General features: G+C 35.2%; 19 protein-coding genes. 16 read left to right on the plus strand and 3 right to left on the minus strand.

Annotation, left to right across the window (positions count from 1 at the left end; all coding sequences use genetic code 11):
• The first annotated feature begins 3 nt into the window (after positions 1-3).
• Positions 4-1,233 (plus strand): hypothetical protein, encoded by a 1,230-nt coding sequence (locus tag C3E88_RS00155; protein WP_236908022.1) that lies wholly within the window; start codon positions 4-6, stop codon positions 1,231-1,233.
• Between the two features lie 92 nt (positions 1,234-1,325).
• Positions 1,326-1,640 carry an ArsR/SmtB family transcription factor gene (locus tag C3E88_RS00160; RefSeq protein WP_236908093.1) on the plus strand — a complete coding sequence of 105 codons (315 nt, stop codon included), beginning with the start codon at positions 1,326-1,328 and terminating at the stop codon, positions 1,638-1,640.
• 11 nt (positions 1,641-1,651) lie between these two features.
• On the opposite strand, the gene C3E88_RS00165 is transcribed toward C3E88_RS00160, so the two are convergent.
• Positions 1,652-1,918: a late competence development ComFB family protein gene (locus C3E88_RS00165; protein ID WP_236908023.1), complete on the minus strand. Its 267-nt coding sequence runs from the start codon at positions 1,916-1,918 to the stop codon at positions 1,652-1,654.
• 238 nt (positions 1,919-2,156) lie between these two features.
• On the opposite strand from C3E88_RS00165, the gene C3E88_RS00170 reads away from it, so the two are divergent.
• The gene (locus C3E88_RS00170; RefSeq protein ID WP_236908024.1) at positions 2,157-2,387 is read left to right on the plus strand and encodes a glutaredoxin family protein; all 231 of its coding nucleotides are present in this window, start codon (positions 2,157-2,159) and stop codon (positions 2,385-2,387) included.
• A 66-nt stretch (positions 2,388-2,453) separates the two neighbouring features.
• Here C3E88_RS00170 and C3E88_RS00175 read toward each other — a convergent pair whose 3' ends face one another.
• Positions 2,454-2,639 (minus strand): DUF1858 domain-containing protein, encoded by a 186-nt coding sequence (locus tag C3E88_RS00175; RefSeq protein ID WP_236908025.1) that lies wholly within the window; start codon positions 2,637-2,639, stop codon positions 2,454-2,456.
• 157 nt (positions 2,640-2,796) lie between these two features.
• Here C3E88_RS00175 and C3E88_RS00180 point away from each other — a divergent pair, with 157 nt between their 5' ends.
• From C3E88_RS00180 to C3E88_RS00200, 6 genes are all read left to right on the plus strand, one after another.
• Positions 2,797-3,186 carry a phage holin family protein gene (locus tag C3E88_RS00180; protein ID WP_236908026.1) on the plus strand — a complete coding sequence of 130 codons (390 nt, stop codon included), beginning with the start codon at positions 2,797-2,799 and terminating at the stop codon, positions 3,184-3,186.
• Between the two features lie 131 nt (positions 3,187-3,317).
• The gene (locus tag C3E88_RS12465) at positions 3,318-3,614 is read left to right on the plus strand and encodes an iron-sulfur cluster biosynthesis family protein (protein WP_442870621.1); all 297 of its coding nucleotides are present in this window, start codon (positions 3,318-3,320) and stop codon (positions 3,612-3,614) included.
• 309 nt (positions 3,615-3,923) lie between these two features.
• Positions 3,924-5,261: a magnesium transporter gene (gene mgtE, locus C3E88_RS00185; protein WP_236908027.1), complete on the plus strand. Its 1,338-nt coding sequence runs from the start codon at positions 3,924-3,926 to the stop codon at positions 5,259-5,261.
• A 124-nt stretch (positions 5,262-5,385) separates the two neighbouring features.
• The gene (locus tag C3E88_RS00190) at positions 5,386-5,997 is read left to right on the plus strand and encodes a nucleoside recognition domain-containing protein (RefSeq protein WP_236908028.1); all 612 of its coding nucleotides are present in this window, start codon (positions 5,386-5,388) and stop codon (positions 5,995-5,997) included.
• An 18-nt stretch (positions 5,998-6,015) separates the two neighbouring features.
• On the plus strand, positions 6,016-6,555 hold the full coding sequence (locus C3E88_RS00195) for a spore maturation protein (protein ID WP_236908029.1): 540 nt from the start codon (positions 6,016-6,018) through the stop codon (positions 6,553-6,555).
• Between the two features lie 15 nt (positions 6,556-6,570).
• A complete protein-coding gene (locus tag C3E88_RS00200) occupies positions 6,571-7,506 on the plus strand; it encodes a S66 peptidase family protein (protein WP_236908030.1) in 936 nt (311 codons plus the stop codon).
• Positions 7,507-7,541: 35 nt separating this feature from the next.
• Here C3E88_RS00200 and C3E88_RS00205 read toward each other — a convergent pair whose 3' ends face one another.
• Positions 7,542-9,344, minus strand: a complete 1,803-nt coding sequence (locus tag C3E88_RS00205; RefSeq protein ID WP_236908031.1) for a heme NO-binding domain-containing protein — start codon at positions 9,342-9,344, stop codon at positions 7,542-7,544.
• Positions 9,345-9,447: 103 nt separating this feature from the next.
• On the opposite strand from C3E88_RS00205, the gene C3E88_RS00210 reads away from it, so the two are divergent.
• The 7 genes from C3E88_RS00210 to C3E88_RS00240 all read left to right on the plus strand — a co-directional run bounded on the left by C3E88_RS00210 (position 9,448) and on the right by C3E88_RS00240 (position 15,786).
• On the plus strand, positions 9,448-10,806 hold the full coding sequence (locus C3E88_RS00210; RefSeq protein WP_236908032.1) for an N-acetylmuramoyl-L-alanine amidase: 1,359 nt from the start codon (positions 9,448-9,450) through the stop codon (positions 10,804-10,806).
• 156 nt (positions 10,807-10,962) lie between these two features.
• Positions 10,963-11,232: a Veg family protein gene (locus C3E88_RS00215; RefSeq protein ID WP_236908033.1), complete on the plus strand. Its 270-nt coding sequence runs from the start codon at positions 10,963-10,965 to the stop codon at positions 11,230-11,232.
• A 414-nt stretch (positions 11,233-11,646) separates the two neighbouring features.
• Positions 11,647-12,066 carry an adenosylmethionine decarboxylase gene (gene speD, locus C3E88_RS00220; RefSeq protein WP_236908034.1) on the plus strand — a complete coding sequence of 140 codons (420 nt, stop codon included), beginning with the start codon at positions 11,647-11,649 and terminating at the stop codon, positions 12,064-12,066.
• An 11-nt stretch (positions 12,067-12,077) separates the two neighbouring features.
• Complete coding sequence (gene speE / locus C3E88_RS00225; RefSeq protein ID WP_236908035.1) at positions 12,078-12,926, plus strand: polyamine aminopropyltransferase; 849 nt, start codon at positions 12,078-12,080, stop codon at positions 12,924-12,926.
• Positions 12,927-13,039: 113 nt separating this feature from the next.
• Positions 13,040-14,581, plus strand: coding sequence for a DUF3794 and LysM peptidoglycan-binding domain-containing protein (locus C3E88_RS00230; RefSeq protein WP_236908036.1), 1,542 nt, complete (start codon positions 13,040-13,042; stop codon positions 14,579-14,581).
• A gap of 58 nt (positions 14,582-14,639) precedes the next feature.
• Positions 14,640-15,491 carry a 4-(cytidine 5'-diphospho)-2-C-methyl-D-erythritol kinase gene (gene ispE, locus C3E88_RS00235; RefSeq protein ID WP_236908037.1) on the plus strand — a complete coding sequence of 284 codons (852 nt, stop codon included), beginning with the start codon at positions 14,640-14,642 and terminating at the stop codon, positions 15,489-15,491.
• An 88-nt stretch (positions 15,492-15,579) separates the two neighbouring features.
• Positions 15,580-15,786, plus strand: a complete 207-nt coding sequence (locus tag C3E88_RS00240) for a CLC_0170 family protein (protein ID WP_236908038.1) — start codon at positions 15,580-15,582, stop codon at positions 15,784-15,786.
• The last annotated feature ends 7 nt before the right edge of the window (positions 15,787-15,793 follow it).

Consider the following 15,793-nt stretch of genomic DNA (forward strand, 5'->3'; position numbering starts at 1 on the left):
TTTATGTCTGGAAACTTTACATACATTAGAAAATATATCATACTAAAAAACGATTACACGAATATTGTAGGACTAGATCCAAAGGGTCATGTTAAAATTGAAGTGAGAGGAACAAGGGGAGTTTTAAGTATAAATACAGAAAACTGCCAAAAAGAAGAGGATTATCGGGTATATCTATTGAAGGATCAAGGAGGAGAAGTAGGTGAATACGACTTAGGTAGGATAATTACCGATGAAAGGGGTAGATCTAGGACGGACTTTAGTCTAAACTTAAGGGATTTGGAATTAAAGGGCTTTTCAATAGATGAAATAGATGCTATTCTTATAAGAAAGGGTATATATATATTATTAGGTGGTTATATTGATAAGGATAGAGGAACCATAGATAGATATGTAAAAACCCTTATTCTAGAGGAAGAAAGTTTAGACAGCAATAGGAATGATAGTATAGAAAATAGTAGTATAGAAGAAATAGAAACAGTAGCCCTAGAGGTAAAGGCATCGGAAGAACTTACAATAGAAGAACTAACGGAAGAAATACCCGTTATAGAAGAAGAGCTAGAATCCATAATCATAGATGAGGCTGAAGAGGTTCTAGAGGAAATAGAAGAAACGGAAGAGATAGAAATAGAGGAAATAGAAGAAGATCTAGAAGAACCTATAGAACCCTTCGAAGTAGAAGAAGAAAAATCCATAGACATAGATGAATCCAAATATGAACAGGAGGATAGTGCCCATCATAAAATGGAAAACTATCAATCCTTAGAATATATACGTAGATTAAACCACAAAAATCAGATGACCAACTATATATTGAGTATACTCAGGTTCTTCCCATATGTACAGCCTCTAAAATTAAATCTTCATGGCTATAGTTGGTGGCGGATAGATGATGATGGTACCGATTCTTACAAAGGCTTTCTACCCTATTTTAATTATTTAATGAGCACTGATTATAAATATCCTTTCTTAAACAATTCGACTACCTGCTTTGATTTAATTAGAAAATACGGCCACTATCTATTTGGCATGTACAAAGAAGATAGGGAAACCAAATACTATATCTATGGAGTTCCAGGTAAATTTGCTACATCAGAATATCCCTTTAAGGGGATTACAGGTTTTAATACTTGGTATGAATCAGCTAATGGATTGGGATATTGGATATTGTATATCGACCCTATGACGGGCAAGATAATATATCCACTAAATCCTATGGTACCTGCCTATTGATACCTAAAATAAAAAAAGGGAGGTTAGTTTAAACTAAATTGAATAACAATATTGAAGAAAAAGAAGTTTGTGAAGTGAGTGCAACAGATGATATTACTCTTAAAGAAATCAAAGAGAGCATATACGACGAAGAGACCATAAACCGCTTAGCCCAAACTTTTAAGGCTTTAGCAGATCCTACAAGACTTAGAATAATATATGTTTTATCAAAACAGCCTTTATGTGTATGCGATATTGCAAATCTGTTGGACATGACCCAATCGGCCATATCCCATCACCTAAGACTTCTGAGAAACTTAAGACTTGTAAAGTTCAAAAAAGAAGGGAAGATGGTCATATATTCCTTGGACGACGACCATGTATTGCAGTTGTTCAAACAAGGTATGGACCATGTAAGACATGATTAAAAAAATGAGGGTTATAAGCTATCCCTCATTTTTTCCCTGTTTTCACACTTGTCACAGACTATATCCACAGCTTCCGTAATTTTAGCCAATACAGTAATCTTTCTTTGCCTATCCAATAAAAATGCCTTCTTCTCCCCTTCGCTTATGGAAGATAAAAAATATACAGGAGGAAGGCTATTCAGCGCAATGGCTTTAATATCGTTTTCGCAATTATGGTTCTCACATATATCGTATTTTCCCTTTACTTCGTTAAAAACTTCATCGACTAAAATTTCCATGTAATTTTGCAACTTTGTCACCGCTTTCTAATACATCTGATTTCTATAATTAATGTACTATTATAGTACTTTAACCTTATTATGTCAAATTTGATAACAAAATAAAATTAGTATTTTGATTAATCTAACAAATACCAGGGTAATATAACATTAGGATGAAATACTTGACACCAATACCCTATGGGGGTATAATATATAATGTAAACAATAATTGAAAATGATTAAGGAGGAATATAAAATGGCTGATGTAGTAATATTCACTAGTAATACATGTCCATACTGTGTAGCAGCAAAGGGATATTTAGATGAGAAAGGTGTAAACTATACGGAAAAGAATATTCAAACTGATAAGGATGCAAGAAAGGAACTAATGAACATGGGACATATGGGAGTTCCAGTGCTATTAATCGACGGAGAAGAGATAGTAGGTTTTGATAAAGCAAAAATCGATCAATTACTTGACAGATAAAATAATTAGGTAAGTAAGGGACCTCTTTCTCTAACACTAGTGTTAGAGAAAGAGGTCCCTTGTTTTTTATGCATTTAATGCTTTTATTAATTCATCTATATCCAACCCATGAACCATGGCAGCTTCTTCTAGGCTCTCCATTTGGCTTGCTGGACAACCAATACATCCTAAACCAAAGTTTAGCAATACTTCTACTGATTCTGGCTTATTGCGTATAACTTCCCCTACTAGCATATCTTTAGTAATTTCCATTATATTTCCACCTCACTTTTAATCTTTATATTATATTATCATACTTTATATACCCTTTGCACTATAAAAATATCATATGTTAAAAACTTAAAAATATTTATCGTAAATTTGTATAAAAAAATAATTTATGGACATTCTTATATCAGGAGGTGAGTTAATGGATAATAATGAAGATAGAAACAGAAATAGGACAAATCAGGATAAATCAAAGGACTGGGATATAGGAGAAATCCTCATAAGGATATTAGTTACTGCAATAGTAGTTGGAATTGCAGCTTTCTTAACTCCTGGATTCTCTATAAATAATTTATGGAGTCTTATATTAGCGGCAGTAGTGATAGCCTTGCTAGACTATCTGGTACAAAAATTTACTGGGGTCAATGCAACGCCTTTTGGCAGAGGTATTACTGGTTTTATCGTAGCCGCAATAATATTATATGCTACCAAATTTATAGTGCCAGGGTTTAATATATCAGTATGGGGAGCCATAATAGGTGCATTAGTCATAGGAATAATTGATGTAATAATACCAGGAAGGGCTATGTAGGGGAACCCTCTAACGCAAGTTAGGGGGCTTTTATTTTTCTTGACTAATACAGATAAATAGTATAAAATGTTTTAATGTACCCATGGGGGGTATATATTATATAACAAAATATAAATACAGGAGGAATAAATATGAATATAAATGTAACCGAAAAAGCTCAAGAAGAACTAAAGAAGGTAATGGATACAAGAGAAGAAAAGAAACCTTTGAGAATTTATATCGCAGCTTATGGTTGAGGCGGCCCATCCTTTGGTTTAGCTCTGGATGAGCTTAAAGATGGAGATACGAAAGCAGAGATAGGAGACTTCACATTTTTAATAGAGGAAGACCTAGCAGATGCTTTTGGTGCTTTTACCGTAGATTATAGTGATAGCTGGTTAAGACGTGGATTTAGTGTTATTCCAGATAGAGGTGGATCCACCTGCTAAAAAGATAGGCATGGCCTATCTTTTTTTAATGGAGTTTAATAATTTCTATAATATATGTTACAATAATATGCAACGACGATTACGACAAAAAATATTTCAAAAAAGCAATTTTTGTCTTGAAAATTAGTTGCTAATCTAATAATCTATTGTTATAGGAATTTAGATTTCCCTGCGGGAGAACATAAGGGGGTGATGATTAGTGGATTCTGGACCTTTACCCAGGTGTAGCGACGATGATTATTTATTAAAACTAAATAAGAAGAACCCTAGTCATTACCACAGGCTATGGTTCTTCTAAGGGGGGTTAATATGGATGAAAGAAGACTTGAATATTTAATTAGAGAAAAGAAATACGTAACATTAAAAAAAGAATTGGAAGATATGAATCAAGTAGACGTAGCTGAATTGTTAGAACCCTTAGATATTCATACATCTTTATTGATATTCCGAATGTTACCTAAGGATTTAGCAGTAGATGTGTTTGCTCATTTTTCCGTAGAGCAACAAAGGGAATTCATAAGTCTGGTAACGGATAAGGAATTAAAGGATATAATAGATGAATTATTTTTTGACGATATGATCGATATAATAGAAGAAGTGCCTGCAAACATAGTTAAGAAGATACTGTTAAATGCCAAAGAAGAGGAAAGAAACTTAATCAATCAATTTTTAAAGTATCCACCTGATTCTGCAGGCAGTATAATGACTATAGAATACGTGGATTTAAAAAAGACCATGACTGTAAAAGATGCCTTGGAACACATTAAAAAAACGGGACTAGACAAGGAAACCGTGTATACATGTTATGTAACGGACAGAAATAGGAAATTAGAAGGCATAGTTTCCCTGAGGAAATTGGTCATAAGTGAAGAGAATCTATCTATCGAAGAGATAATGGATAGGGACGTAATCTATGTTCATACTCACGACGACCAGGAAACGGTAGCAGGAATATTTAAAAAATACGGCTTTTTAGCCTTGCCAGTAGTAGACAAAGAAGATCGATTGACAGGAATAATAACCGTAGACGATATTATGGATGTAATCGATCAGGAGACTACAGAGGACTTTCAAAAGATGGCAGCTATGTCTCCATCAGAGGAAAAATATCTAGATGCTAGTGTATTTTCCCTAGCAAAGCACAGGATAATATGGCTATTGGTATTGATGATATCTGCCACTTTTACAGGGGGTATCATCCGAAAATTTGAAGATATTCTTCAGTCGGTGGTAGTGCTAACAGCTTTTATCCCAATGCTAATGGACACCGGTGGTAACTCCGGCAGTCAATCCTCCACATTGATAATCCGTGGTCTAGCCTTGGGAGAAATAGACCTGAAGGATGCTGGAAAGGTTATGCTAAAGGAGCTTAGAATTAGTATAATAGTAGGAGCTGCTTTGGCAGTAGTAAACTTCTTTAGAATCTATCTATTTGATGATGTAGGAGCAATGATATCCCTTACAGTATCCATTACCTTGTTTATAACCGTTGTAATTGCTAAGGTTGTAGGTGGAGTACTACCTATGATAGCTAAAAAGATGAATATAGACCCAGCCATAATGGCAGGACCTCTTATTACTACTATAGTAGATGCTTTAAGTTTAATGGTGTATTTTTCAGTAGCATCTTGGTTATTGAATATTTAAATAGATATATGATAAAAAATGTCAGAAACCTCTGGCATTTTTTTATTGATATTATTCTGAATTAGTTATAAAATGAATTTTATAAACCTAAAACTTGCAATTTTAAACAAAGGGGGAAATTGTCATGATTAATTTTATTTGGGCAGGCCTATTGATTATAGGTTTTGTCGTAGGAGCATTAACAGGAAATGTAGAAGAAGTAACTAATGCAGTCATTGAAAATGCAAAGACTGGCGTAGAATTGGCTTTGGGGTTGATAGGGGTTATGTCTTTGTGGTTAGGTATTATGAAGATAGCCGAGGATTCAGGTCTTGTAGAAAAATTAGCTAAGGCCTTGAAGCCTATTACCACAAGATTATTCCCAGAGGTACCAGCAGACCATCCCGCCATGGGAGCTATGGTCATGAATATGGCAGCTAATATACTAGGACTAGGAAATGCTGCCACGCCTTTAGGATTAAAAGCTATGCAGGAACTACAGACATTAAATGACAAAAAGGATACAGCAACAGATGCTATGGTAATGTTTTTGGCAATAAATACCTCATCAGTAACTCTAATACCAGCATCGACTATAGCAATTCTTGCAGCAGCAGGAGCAAAGAATCCTACGGAAATAATTGGACCTACTATAATAGCCACTACCGTATCGACTATTGTGGCTATCATTGCCACTAAAATATTTAGTAAAATGCCTAAATATCAGATGGACTACGAAGAATCGGAAAATAAATAGAGTAGAGGAGGAATATATATGTTTGTAAAAGTAATGGAGATTATTTCAAAATATGCAATACCCTTTACCTTTGTAGGAATAGTCAGCTTTGGACTTGTAAAAAAGGTAAAAGTATATGAATCCTTTACTGAAGGAGCAAAAGAAGGATTTCACACAGCAGTTAGGATTATTCCTTTTTTAGTAGCTATGTTAGTGGCTGTAGGTGCCTTTAGAGCATCTGGAGCTATGGATTTACTTACAAAGGCCTTAAGTCCTGTGACCAATGCTATCGGTGTCCCAGGAGAAGTACTACCTATGGCCTTTATGAGACCCTTATCTGGCGGTGGGGCTCAAGGAGTAATGTCGGATATAATCACCACTTACGGTCCAGAATCGTTATTTGGACGAATAGCTGCAGTCATGATGGGTTCAACGGAGACTACATTCTATGTATTGGCAGTATATTTTGGCGCTGTATCCATAAAGAAAACAAGACATGCCCTGCCTGTAGGATTGTTGGCAGACTTGGCTGGATTGTTAACGGCAGTTTATGTAACCAGGTTGTTCTTTGGTGCTTAATTTAAGGAGGATTATATGATAAAACCAAAAGCATTAAAATTTGGAGATACTATAGGGGTTGTTGCTCCAGCTAGTCCCACCCTGGAGGAAAATGTTGAAAAAGCTCATAAAAAGCTAAAAGACCTAGGTTTCAAGGTGAAGATGGGAAAAAGCTGCTATGAAAAATATGGCTATTTGGCAGGTACGGATAGTCTAAGAGCTGAAGATATTAATCATATGTTTAGAGATGAGGAAGTAGATGGAATCATATGCCTAAGGGGAGGATATGGAACCCCTAGGATACTGGAATTATTGGATTATGATCTAATAAAAAAACACCCAAAGGTATTTATAGGCTACAGCGATATAACAGCTCTCCACATTGCTATAACAAGATTTTCCCGGCTAATAACCTTCCATGGACCTATGGTAGCATCGGATATGCTTGGAGATTTTAACCAGTTTTCCAAGAAAAGCTTGTTCAATTTCATAATGGAAGGAGAATACTTAAGAAATATAAAAAATCCTCCAGGAGAGGAGCTAAAGACTATGAATCCAGGTATAGCAGAAGGCAGCATCATAGGGGGAAATCTTTCCCTAATTGCTGACACCTTAGGAACCCCTTATGAAATAGATTTAAAGGGAAAAATATTATTTATAGAGGAGGTAGGGGAGGAACCCTATCAAATCGATAGAATGCTCACTCAGTTAAGGTTAGCAGGAAAGCTTAAGGAAGCAGAAGGTATAATTCTTGGGGATTTCAACAATTGTGTAGCCAAAAGCTCCGAATATGATGATTCTCTAACCCTAGAACAGGTACTGGAAGATATAATTAAGCCTATGAACAAACCTACTCTGTTCAATTTAAAAGCTGGCCATTGTGAACCTGTGATAACCTTACCTTTTGGAGCAAGGGCAAGATTAGATGGTCATAAGGGGGAATTAACCCTATTGGAAAGGCCAGTATATTGATATAATAAGGCACCCTTAATCCTGGGTGCCTAAAATTATATTATATATCTTTCTAGATCTTGACTAAACTCTTCCGATACTTTTTTGAATTCCCATATGTTTTCCGACATCTTCTTTATCTCTTCGGTATAGGTCATCACATTGGCGCTGACTTCTTCACTAGAGGCAGAATTTTCCTCAGCGATAGCAGCTAAGGATTGGATACTACTGGATATTTGGTTCATGGATTCCGTTTCCCTATCCAACTCATTGATCAATTGGATAATTAAATCGGCCACATCCTGTATAGCCTTGACCGTATTGCTAGTTTCCTTAGATAGATGGGTTAGACTGTTATTTTCTTTTTCTAATACCCCATATTGTCCCTCTATATCTTCTACCAATTCATCGATTTCCTTAATAAAGGAGTCCAATATACTGTTTATATTTTGTACTGCTTCTTTAGATCCTTCTGCTAATTTTCTTATTTCCGTAGCTACTACGGTAAAGCCCCTTCCATACTCACCAGCTCTAGAGGCTTCAATACTGGCATTCAAAGCTAAAAGATTGGTCTGCTCTGCAATTTGCTCCACCGTATCCACTATCTCCGTAACGTTCTTGGCCCTGTTTTGAAGGACTAATCCCTTCTCCTTTACCTGGGAGAACTCTTCTAATAGACGGTTTAGATTGTTGGAAGTATACTTTAGATTATCGAAGCCCTTATTTATATTCTCAACGGTTGCTTCTAAAGCCTCCTTGCCTTTATTTTCCCTATGGGAAATATCGTTTAAAAGTTGGATACTGTGGTTTAAGCTGTAAGCTGCATTTTCCGTTTCCTCAGCTTGACTGATAGCTCCATGAGATACTTGCTCTACTACATTGGTTATTTCCGTAGAGGTACTGCCCATATTTCTAGATATGTCGTTAAATCTATCTGCAAATACATTTAGTTCATCGGTAGTTCCCTTATATCCTACAAAGTCCGTCTTTATACTCTTTTTAATTGCATTTAATCTTTGATTCATATCCTCTAGGAAGTCATGGGTGTATATATTTTCCTCAAAAGAGAGATCTTTTCTTTCTATTTCCTCCATAGACTTGAATATACTATTTAGCGGTCTCAAAAGGCCCTTGCCTACTATAAAGGGTACCAAGAAGGAAATAGCTAAGGTAATAGGTATCAATATACTACTGTCCATATGATTAGATAATAAGACTAGAGGTAGTCCTCCCAACAATAAGGATCCCATGGCAACTTTAGCCTCAAAGCTTTTGATAAATCCCAAGGATAATAGCTTATTAAAGGGATAATCCTTCTTACTATATATTTCCTCTTGAAATCCAATTGATACCTTGACGAATCCATCCCTTTTTTCCAAGGTTTTGATTTGGATATCCTCTTGAAAATATTTGCTAGCCCCCTCAAGCATACCGCAGAAATATCCAAACATCCCCCGAGGGGAAGAATAGGTCATGATGGCTGTATTCTTATCTATTGGCTCTATATTTAGAATTGGAGGTTTAGCTCCAGGTATTCTCTTGGTTACCACTACATGAATATCATACATGGCCCTTAGAAAGGAATATAGATTTTTATATCTAAAAAAGGCTGGATAATCCTTCGAAAAGGTCTGAATATTTCCTATACCTATTTGTCGCCAAACCTCTCCAGTGTCTTTGCCAATACTGTTGGCTATGTATTTTACAAATCCTATAGCTTTACTATCTTCAATATCTTCTGTAGGGGTAAACACCCTATTGGGTTCCATTCCATATTGGATTAAAGCTTCATTTACCAAATCCTCTCCAAATAAATTCTTGCTGGTTTTGACCCAAGCAGATACTATGGTTCCTTTCATAAAAACGCCTCCTTAGTCTATACATCATAATTATACCACAACTATCACTTAACAATCATTTTTTCATATTATGTATTAATAGCTATAAATAGGGGGTAAAACCATGGAAAATAATTTTCATATAAAATATTTTGATAGAGTTAAAAATCAAATCATAGAAATGCCCCTAGAAGAACTAGTTGGTATACTATTGCCGTTGGAAATAAATATAGATTTTCACATGGAAGCCCTAAAGGCTCAAGCCGTAATATTGAGGACCAATCTACTAAGGGCCTCTAGGGCACTGGGAGGAGAAGGAGATATTAGTTTGGATATTAATAAAGAGAATTACCATACAAATATCAAAAAAATAAACAAAGCAGTAGAGGAGACTAGAGGATTGGCAATCACTTTTAGGGACAAGTTAATTGATGCAAAATACCATTTAGTATGTGGTGGAAGTACGGAAAATGCAGAAAATGTAATAGAAAATCAGGTGATATACTTGCGCCGAGTATTATGCCAGTATTGTAAGGATTCTCCCTATTGGGAGGGAGAAAAGAGTTTCAGTCTAGAGGAAATACAAAGAGCATTAGAGGTACAGTTCCCTGAGGAGGATATTAGCGTAAATACCCAAATACTAAAATTCGTAGAGGAAATTGAAAAAGACCAATATGGGAGAGTATTGTCTATAAAGATTGGAGATAAAGTATTTCAAGGCAAAGAGCTTATGGAACTTCTAGATTTGTACTCTACTAGATTTAGCTTATTCCCAACAGGGATCAAGTTTGTATCTAGGGGTAGGGGGCATGGGCTAGGTCTTTGCCAATACGGAGCAAATAAGATGGCCCAGGAGGGCTATACTTTTATGGAAATATTGAAATATTACTACACTGGTGTAGATATACAGGATTTTGGACTACCCTGTATAAAAAAACCTCTTTTTGGAAAGATACTAATAGTAGACCCAGGTCATGGGGGAGATGATTACGGACATAAAGGGGACCATCTAAATCTATTGGAAAAGGATATAGTCCTTAAGCTTTCCATAGACCTGAAGACAAAACTGGAGGAAAAGGGTGCTATAGTCCACCTTACAAGAAATAGAGATGAAAATGTAATAGCAACGGATAGGATAAAGAAAGCCAATAAAATCTATCCCGATTTTTATATTAGCATTCACATGGACTATTACCCCAACTCTACACTAAAGGGTTGTGAGGTGTTTCATTTTAGAGATGATAAAGCCAGCCATAGGTTAGGCCTATCTATATTAAAAAATATGGATAGATTAGAGATTCCCACTAGGGGTATCAAGGAGGGGAATTTTTACGTGTTTAGGGGTGTAAATGTAAGTTCCCTATTGATAGAAATAGGTTATCTATCCAATATCCATGAGGAAGTGAAATTTACGGATGAAGATTATTTAGGCAAATTGGTGGAAGGTATACTATCAGGAATATTGGAATATTATGAAGAATAGTATTTTATACTAAAAGCATTGACAAGGGAGGATTTTCATAGTATAATAATCTATTTGACAAGGATGGACATTTGTGATACAATAAACCTATGAGTGTCCCTTTACACTCCTTCTGCCCCCAATATTTTGGGGAGAAATTAATGGAAGGTGGTTGCTTTGTTGGAAAAGAATAATCTATCCAAGATTCGCAAAGACGTAGAAGATTGTGTCGGGAAGAAAGTAATTCTAAAGGCTAACAAAGGTAGGAAGAAGACCACGGTAAGAGAAGGTATATTAGAAGAAGCTTATCCAAGTTTATTTGTCGTTAAAATTTCCAATCAATATGATTCAGTAAGAAGGGTTTCGTATACCTACTCAGATATATTAACAGAGACAGTTGAAATAACCATTTGCGATGAAGAAAAGAGAAAGATTAAGATAAGTTAGATAAAAGAGGTGAGACGGTAGTCTCACTTTTTTTATTGATAAAAAGAAAAAACCGACATTTTGTCGGTTTATAAAAAAACAAGGAAAAGAGCAAATTAAGTTTGCTCTTACGGGGAAGAAAGACCACTTAGAAGTCTTCATATATAATATTATGTAAAAAAGGGTCAAAAATAAATAGGTCTATAGAACGATATTACAAAATCAGCCAAAAAAGTCTATTTTATTATTAAAAAGAATTTCTTTAAAATATTGACATTATTACAATTTGTTAGTACTATGATTATATGAAGAAAGTTTATCTATTGTAAACCCAAGGTTTATTAATAGTAAATATTATTTTTTTACCATAAAGTTTAATATTACTAAACTTTATACTAAATATATATGAACAAAATTTCAAAAGGAGGTTGTTATATGGAAAATAAAAGACTTGGAAGACATATATTGGTTGAGTTTTATAACTGTGATAATGAATTATTAAATAGCAGCCATCTAATTGAAGAATACATGATTGAAGCTGCAGAACGAGCAAAAGCTACGGTAGTTCAATCCGTGTTTCACACTTTCAATCCCTGGGGAGTAAGCGGAGTAGTAGTCATTCAAGAATCCCATTTAACCATTCATACCTGGCCAGAATATGGCTATGCGGCTATAGATCTATTTACCTGTGGCGAATATGTAGATCCGTGGATTGCTTTTGACTATCTAAAGGAAAAGCTAAAGGCAGAAAAAACGGAAACCTTTGAAATAGATAGAGGAGATGTGGAAAAAATTCATACCTATTCCCATGGTATATACGACAATATAGTATATAAACCTGAAGCCAAAGGATAAGGAGGGGTACAATGGAGTTATGGTTTACAGAAGTTCACAATCAAAATAGCAAATCTTCCATGAGGGTTAAGGAGCATCTCCTTTCCATAAAAAGTCCTTTTCAAAAAATCGATGTATTGGATACCCATGAATACGGAAGGGTTTTAGTGATAGATGGGTTTACCATGTTAACAGAAAAGGATGAATATATATACCATGAGATGATAGTCCATGTCCCCATGGCCGTTAATCCAGAAGCCAAAAGAGTACTGGTAATAGGTGGAGGCGATGGAGGTACTCTTCGGGAGCTGATCAAATATCCAACCATAGAGAGGATAGATTTTGTCGAAATAGATAAGATGGTAGTAGATATCTCTAAGGATTTTCTACCCTTTGTACATTGCGGATTTGATGATCATAGAATTGAATTTTACTATGAAGATGGAGTGGAGTTTGTGAAGGATAAAGAAAACCTGTACGATCTAATCATCGTAGATTCTACCGATCCTATAGGCCCTGGAGAAGGTTTGTTTACCGAGGAATTCTATGAAGATGCCTACGAATCCCTAAAGGAAGATGGGATCCTAGTAAATCAATGTGAATCCGTATATTTTAAAGAGGACAGAAGGGAATTTGAAAGGGCTATAGGGAAGCTTAAGAGGATATTTCCTAAAGCTTATGCCTATCAGGCTCATATCCCCACCTATCCTTCAGGCCATTGGTTATTTGGGTTTGCATCTAAAAAGTACCACCCAATAGAGGATCAAACAATTTCTAAGTGGCAGGATTTCAATATAAACACCAAGTACTACAACGAAAACCTACACAAAGGAGCATTTTATCTACCAACCTATATCCAACAGATAATAGATAGGGCTTAAGAATATAAAATTTAAAGGGTCTAGACCCTTTAAATTTTATTCATTTTTTGGGACATTAATACATATACTTTTTCATAGGATATATAAAGTAGATAATTGAGGAGGTATGGTGAATGGAAGTAGTCAAGGATATCCTGAAAGTAGAAGAACAAAAAGGATATGAACAGATAGAGACTCTGATAGAGACGGAAATATACCTTAATCAAACTAAACCTGATATAGATACCATTCTATGGGCTGATGGAAAGGTTGAAATATTAAGTACCAAGATAATAAGAGATAAAATATTGGTAAATGGCCTAGTAAAGTTTAAACTAGTGTATAAATCCAACGAAGAGCAATTAAACATATATACTTTAGAAGCCAATAGCGATTTTAGAGAGGAAATAGAGATTGATGGAATAACAGAGGAGATGGTAGGAGAGGTAAGTTCAAATCTAGAATATATTGAATATGAACAGGAAGATGAAAGAAAGGTATCTCTAAGAGCCCTCGTAAATATATTAGGAAGGGTATATGCTATTAATACTGCAGAAATAATAAAGGATATAAAGGAAGGGGTAAACCTTCAGGTACTAAAAGAAAAAATTCAATATAACGATATATTAGGAAGAGAAGAATCCCATGCTCTAATAAAGGATGCTTTCGAAGTAGGTGAGGATCAGCCATCCATAGAGGAAATACTTAAAATCGATCTACATCCTTATGAAAAGGAATATAGCATATCCGCCGACAGAATAATCCTATCGGGAGTGGTAGAGTCTTCCATAATATATTTTGGAGGAAATAAGCTAAACTCTGTGAAACGAGAAATCCCTTTTACCCACTTCATAGATATTGAAGATATACAACCAGACTCCAAGTGTGAGATAGACATGGATGTGGCAGATGGAGAATATCAGCTAAAGGAAAGCCTGGAAGGGGATTTGAGGATCATAGATTTAGAAGCAAAGCTAAAGTTTTCCGCCAAACTATATGATAATAGGGAAAAAGAGGTAATAGTAGATGCCTATTCTACTAGCAATCAATTGAATCTACAGACAGAAGAGATAGCAATAATAGAAAACATCAAGGATATAGTAGTTAGGGAAGAGATTTCAAAGGATTTATCGGGGAAAGGCTTCCAAGAGATATATGCTATAGAAGGGGAAACTAGTATCATAGACCACCAATATGTAGAGGATAAGATAATGGCAGAAGGTATACTAACCCTTAATATATATTATCTAGAGGAAGACACAGACTCCATAGGAACCTTAAAAGAGGAAATACCTTTTAAATCCTATATTACCACCGAGGAGCTACAGAAAGGTGTAGTGATAAATATAAAGACTAATTTAGAAGAATTGGACTATGGCTTAAGGGAAGATGTCCTTTCTATAAAAGCTTCTATAAAAAATCATATATTTATAAACAGGGAGAGAAAAATCACCATAGTTAGTCAAATCGAAGAAACCGATGAGTTAATTGACAAGAAAAACAGACCTAGCATAATAATATATATGGTTCAGAAAGATGATAGCCTTTGGGATATAGCCAAGCGCTATAATACCACTGTAGAAGAGATAGTATTGGCCAACAATGTTATTTCACCAAACACCTTGATGCCTGGGGAAAAGATTATCATAGAGAAGAAAGTGGATATAAATTTTTAATGCCTTTTATCATTTTATGATATAATATATCCGCAAGACTAAAAAAAGGAGAATTATAATGGCTGAAATCACACTTGACTCTTATGGAAAGATAAACTTATCCTTAGATGTTTTACACAAAAGGGACGATGGATATCATGAACTAAATACCCTAATGCAACAGATCGATTTAAAGGATACTATAATCTTAAGGGATAGGCAAAAGGGAATAAAAATCGAATCCAATCAGAAGGAAGTTCCATTAGATAGTACCAATTTAGTATATAAGGCTTGGGAGCAGATACTGGAGAAGACGGGAATGGATAGAGGAATTCATATTATCATAAATAAAAATATCCCAGTAGCATCAGGATTAGCTGGAGGTAGTTCTAATGCAGCAGCAGTACTTAAAGGACTAAATACCCTATGGGATTTAAAGCTTTCCCAAAGTGAATTGATGGAAATTGGCGTTAACATTGGGGCAGATGTTCCCTTTTGTATATTAGGTGGAACAGCCCATGCTCAAGGCATAGGGGAGAAATTGACCAAATTAAACAGCTTTTCCAACAAGATGGTTCTTTTAGCAACCATAGATGTTCCCGTATCTACCGCCTATGTATATGAAAACATCAATCTAAAAGGTATACAAGATAGGATAGATATAGGACAGCTGATTCAATATATACAAGAGGATGATCTGCCAGGATTAGCTAAAAATATGGCTAATGTAATGGAACAGGTGGTAATACCTGAACACCCAATCCTAGAGGAAATCAAAAACACCATGATAGACCATGGAGCCTTAGGTAGTATAATGAGTGGTAGCGGTCCTACGGTATTTGGATTGTTTGACGATGAAGCTAGACTATATAAGTGTAAAGAGAAACTGGAGAAGAATATAGAAAAGGTATTCGTTGCCAAGACCATATAAGGCTAATAATATCTGGATAATATTAAATTATGAATAAAAAAACCACTTTCTGCTAATTATATTAATAAATTGGCGGGGAGTGGTTTCTTTGTATGGATTTATTAGAGCTTTTAGGAGTATATTTGACAATTTCACCTTATTGTTCATCATATTCATTGGATTAGCTACATTGTTCATAGATGGACCTAGATCCAATAACCAAGGATTTAAAAGGGAATTAACCATAGTCAAATTCATCTCATACTCCTATGTAGTTTTTGGAATAATAATGTTTATAATATTTAAGCTAATTTAGGAGAGGG

The organism is Clostridium sp. Cult3 (genome assembly GCF_021655115.1).
GTDB lineage: Bacteria > Bacillota > Clostridia > Tissierellales > Tepidimicrobiaceae > PPXY01.

Bases quoted from the DNA above. Each gene is read 5' to 3' on its own strand.
- C3E88_RS00205 (WP_236908031.1), bottom strand. From the start codon at position 9,344: ATGAAAGGAACCATAGTATCTGCTTGGGTCAAAACCAGCAAGAATTTA.
- C3E88_RS00195 (WP_236908029.1), top strand. From the start codon at position 6,016: ATGTTTGTAAAAGTAATGGAGATTATTTCAAAATATGCAATACCCTTT.
- ispE (WP_236908037.1), top strand. From the start codon at position 14,640: ATGGCTGAAATCACACTTGACTCTTATGGAAAGATAAACTTATCCTTA.
- C3E88_RS00155 (WP_236908022.1), top strand. From the start codon at position 4: ATGTCTGGAAACTTTACATACATTAGAAAATATATCATACTAAAAAAC.
- C3E88_RS00210 (WP_236908032.1), top strand. From the start codon at position 9,448: ATGGAAAATAATTTTCATATAAAATATTTTGATAGAGTTAAAAATCAA.
- C3E88_RS00200 (WP_236908030.1), top strand. From the start codon at position 6,571: ATGATAAAACCAAAAGCATTAAAATTTGGAGATACTATAGGGGTTGTT.
- C3E88_RS00230 (WP_236908036.1), top strand. From the start codon at position 13,040: ATGGAAGTAGTCAAGGATATCCTGAAAGTAGAAGAACAAAAAGGATAT.
- speE (WP_236908035.1), top strand. From the start codon at position 12,078: ATGGAGTTATGGTTTACAGAAGTTCACAATCAAAATAGCAAATCTTCC.
- C3E88_RS00170 (WP_236908024.1), top strand. From the start codon at position 2,157: ATGGCTGATGTAGTAATATTCACTAGTAATACATGTCCATACTGTGTA.
- speD (WP_236908034.1), top strand. From the start codon at position 11,647: ATGGAAAATAAAAGACTTGGAAGACATATATTGGTTGAGTTTTATAAC.
- C3E88_RS00165 (WP_236908023.1), bottom strand. From the start codon at position 1,918: ATGGAAATTTTAGTCGATGAAGTTTTTAACGAAGTAAAGGGAAAATAC.
- C3E88_RS00180 (WP_236908026.1), top strand. From the start codon at position 2,797: ATGGATAATAATGAAGATAGAAACAGAAATAGGACAAATCAGGATAAA.
- C3E88_RS00175 (WP_236908025.1), bottom strand. From the start codon at position 2,639: ATGGAAATTACTAAAGATATGCTAGTAGGGGAAGTTATACGCAATAAG.
- C3E88_RS00190 (WP_236908028.1), top strand. From the start codon at position 5,386: ATGATTAATTTTATTTGGGCAGGCCTATTGATTATAGGTTTTGTCGTA.
- mgtE (WP_236908027.1), top strand. From the start codon at position 3,924: ATGGATGAAAGAAGACTTGAATATTTAATTAGAGAAAAGAAATACGTA.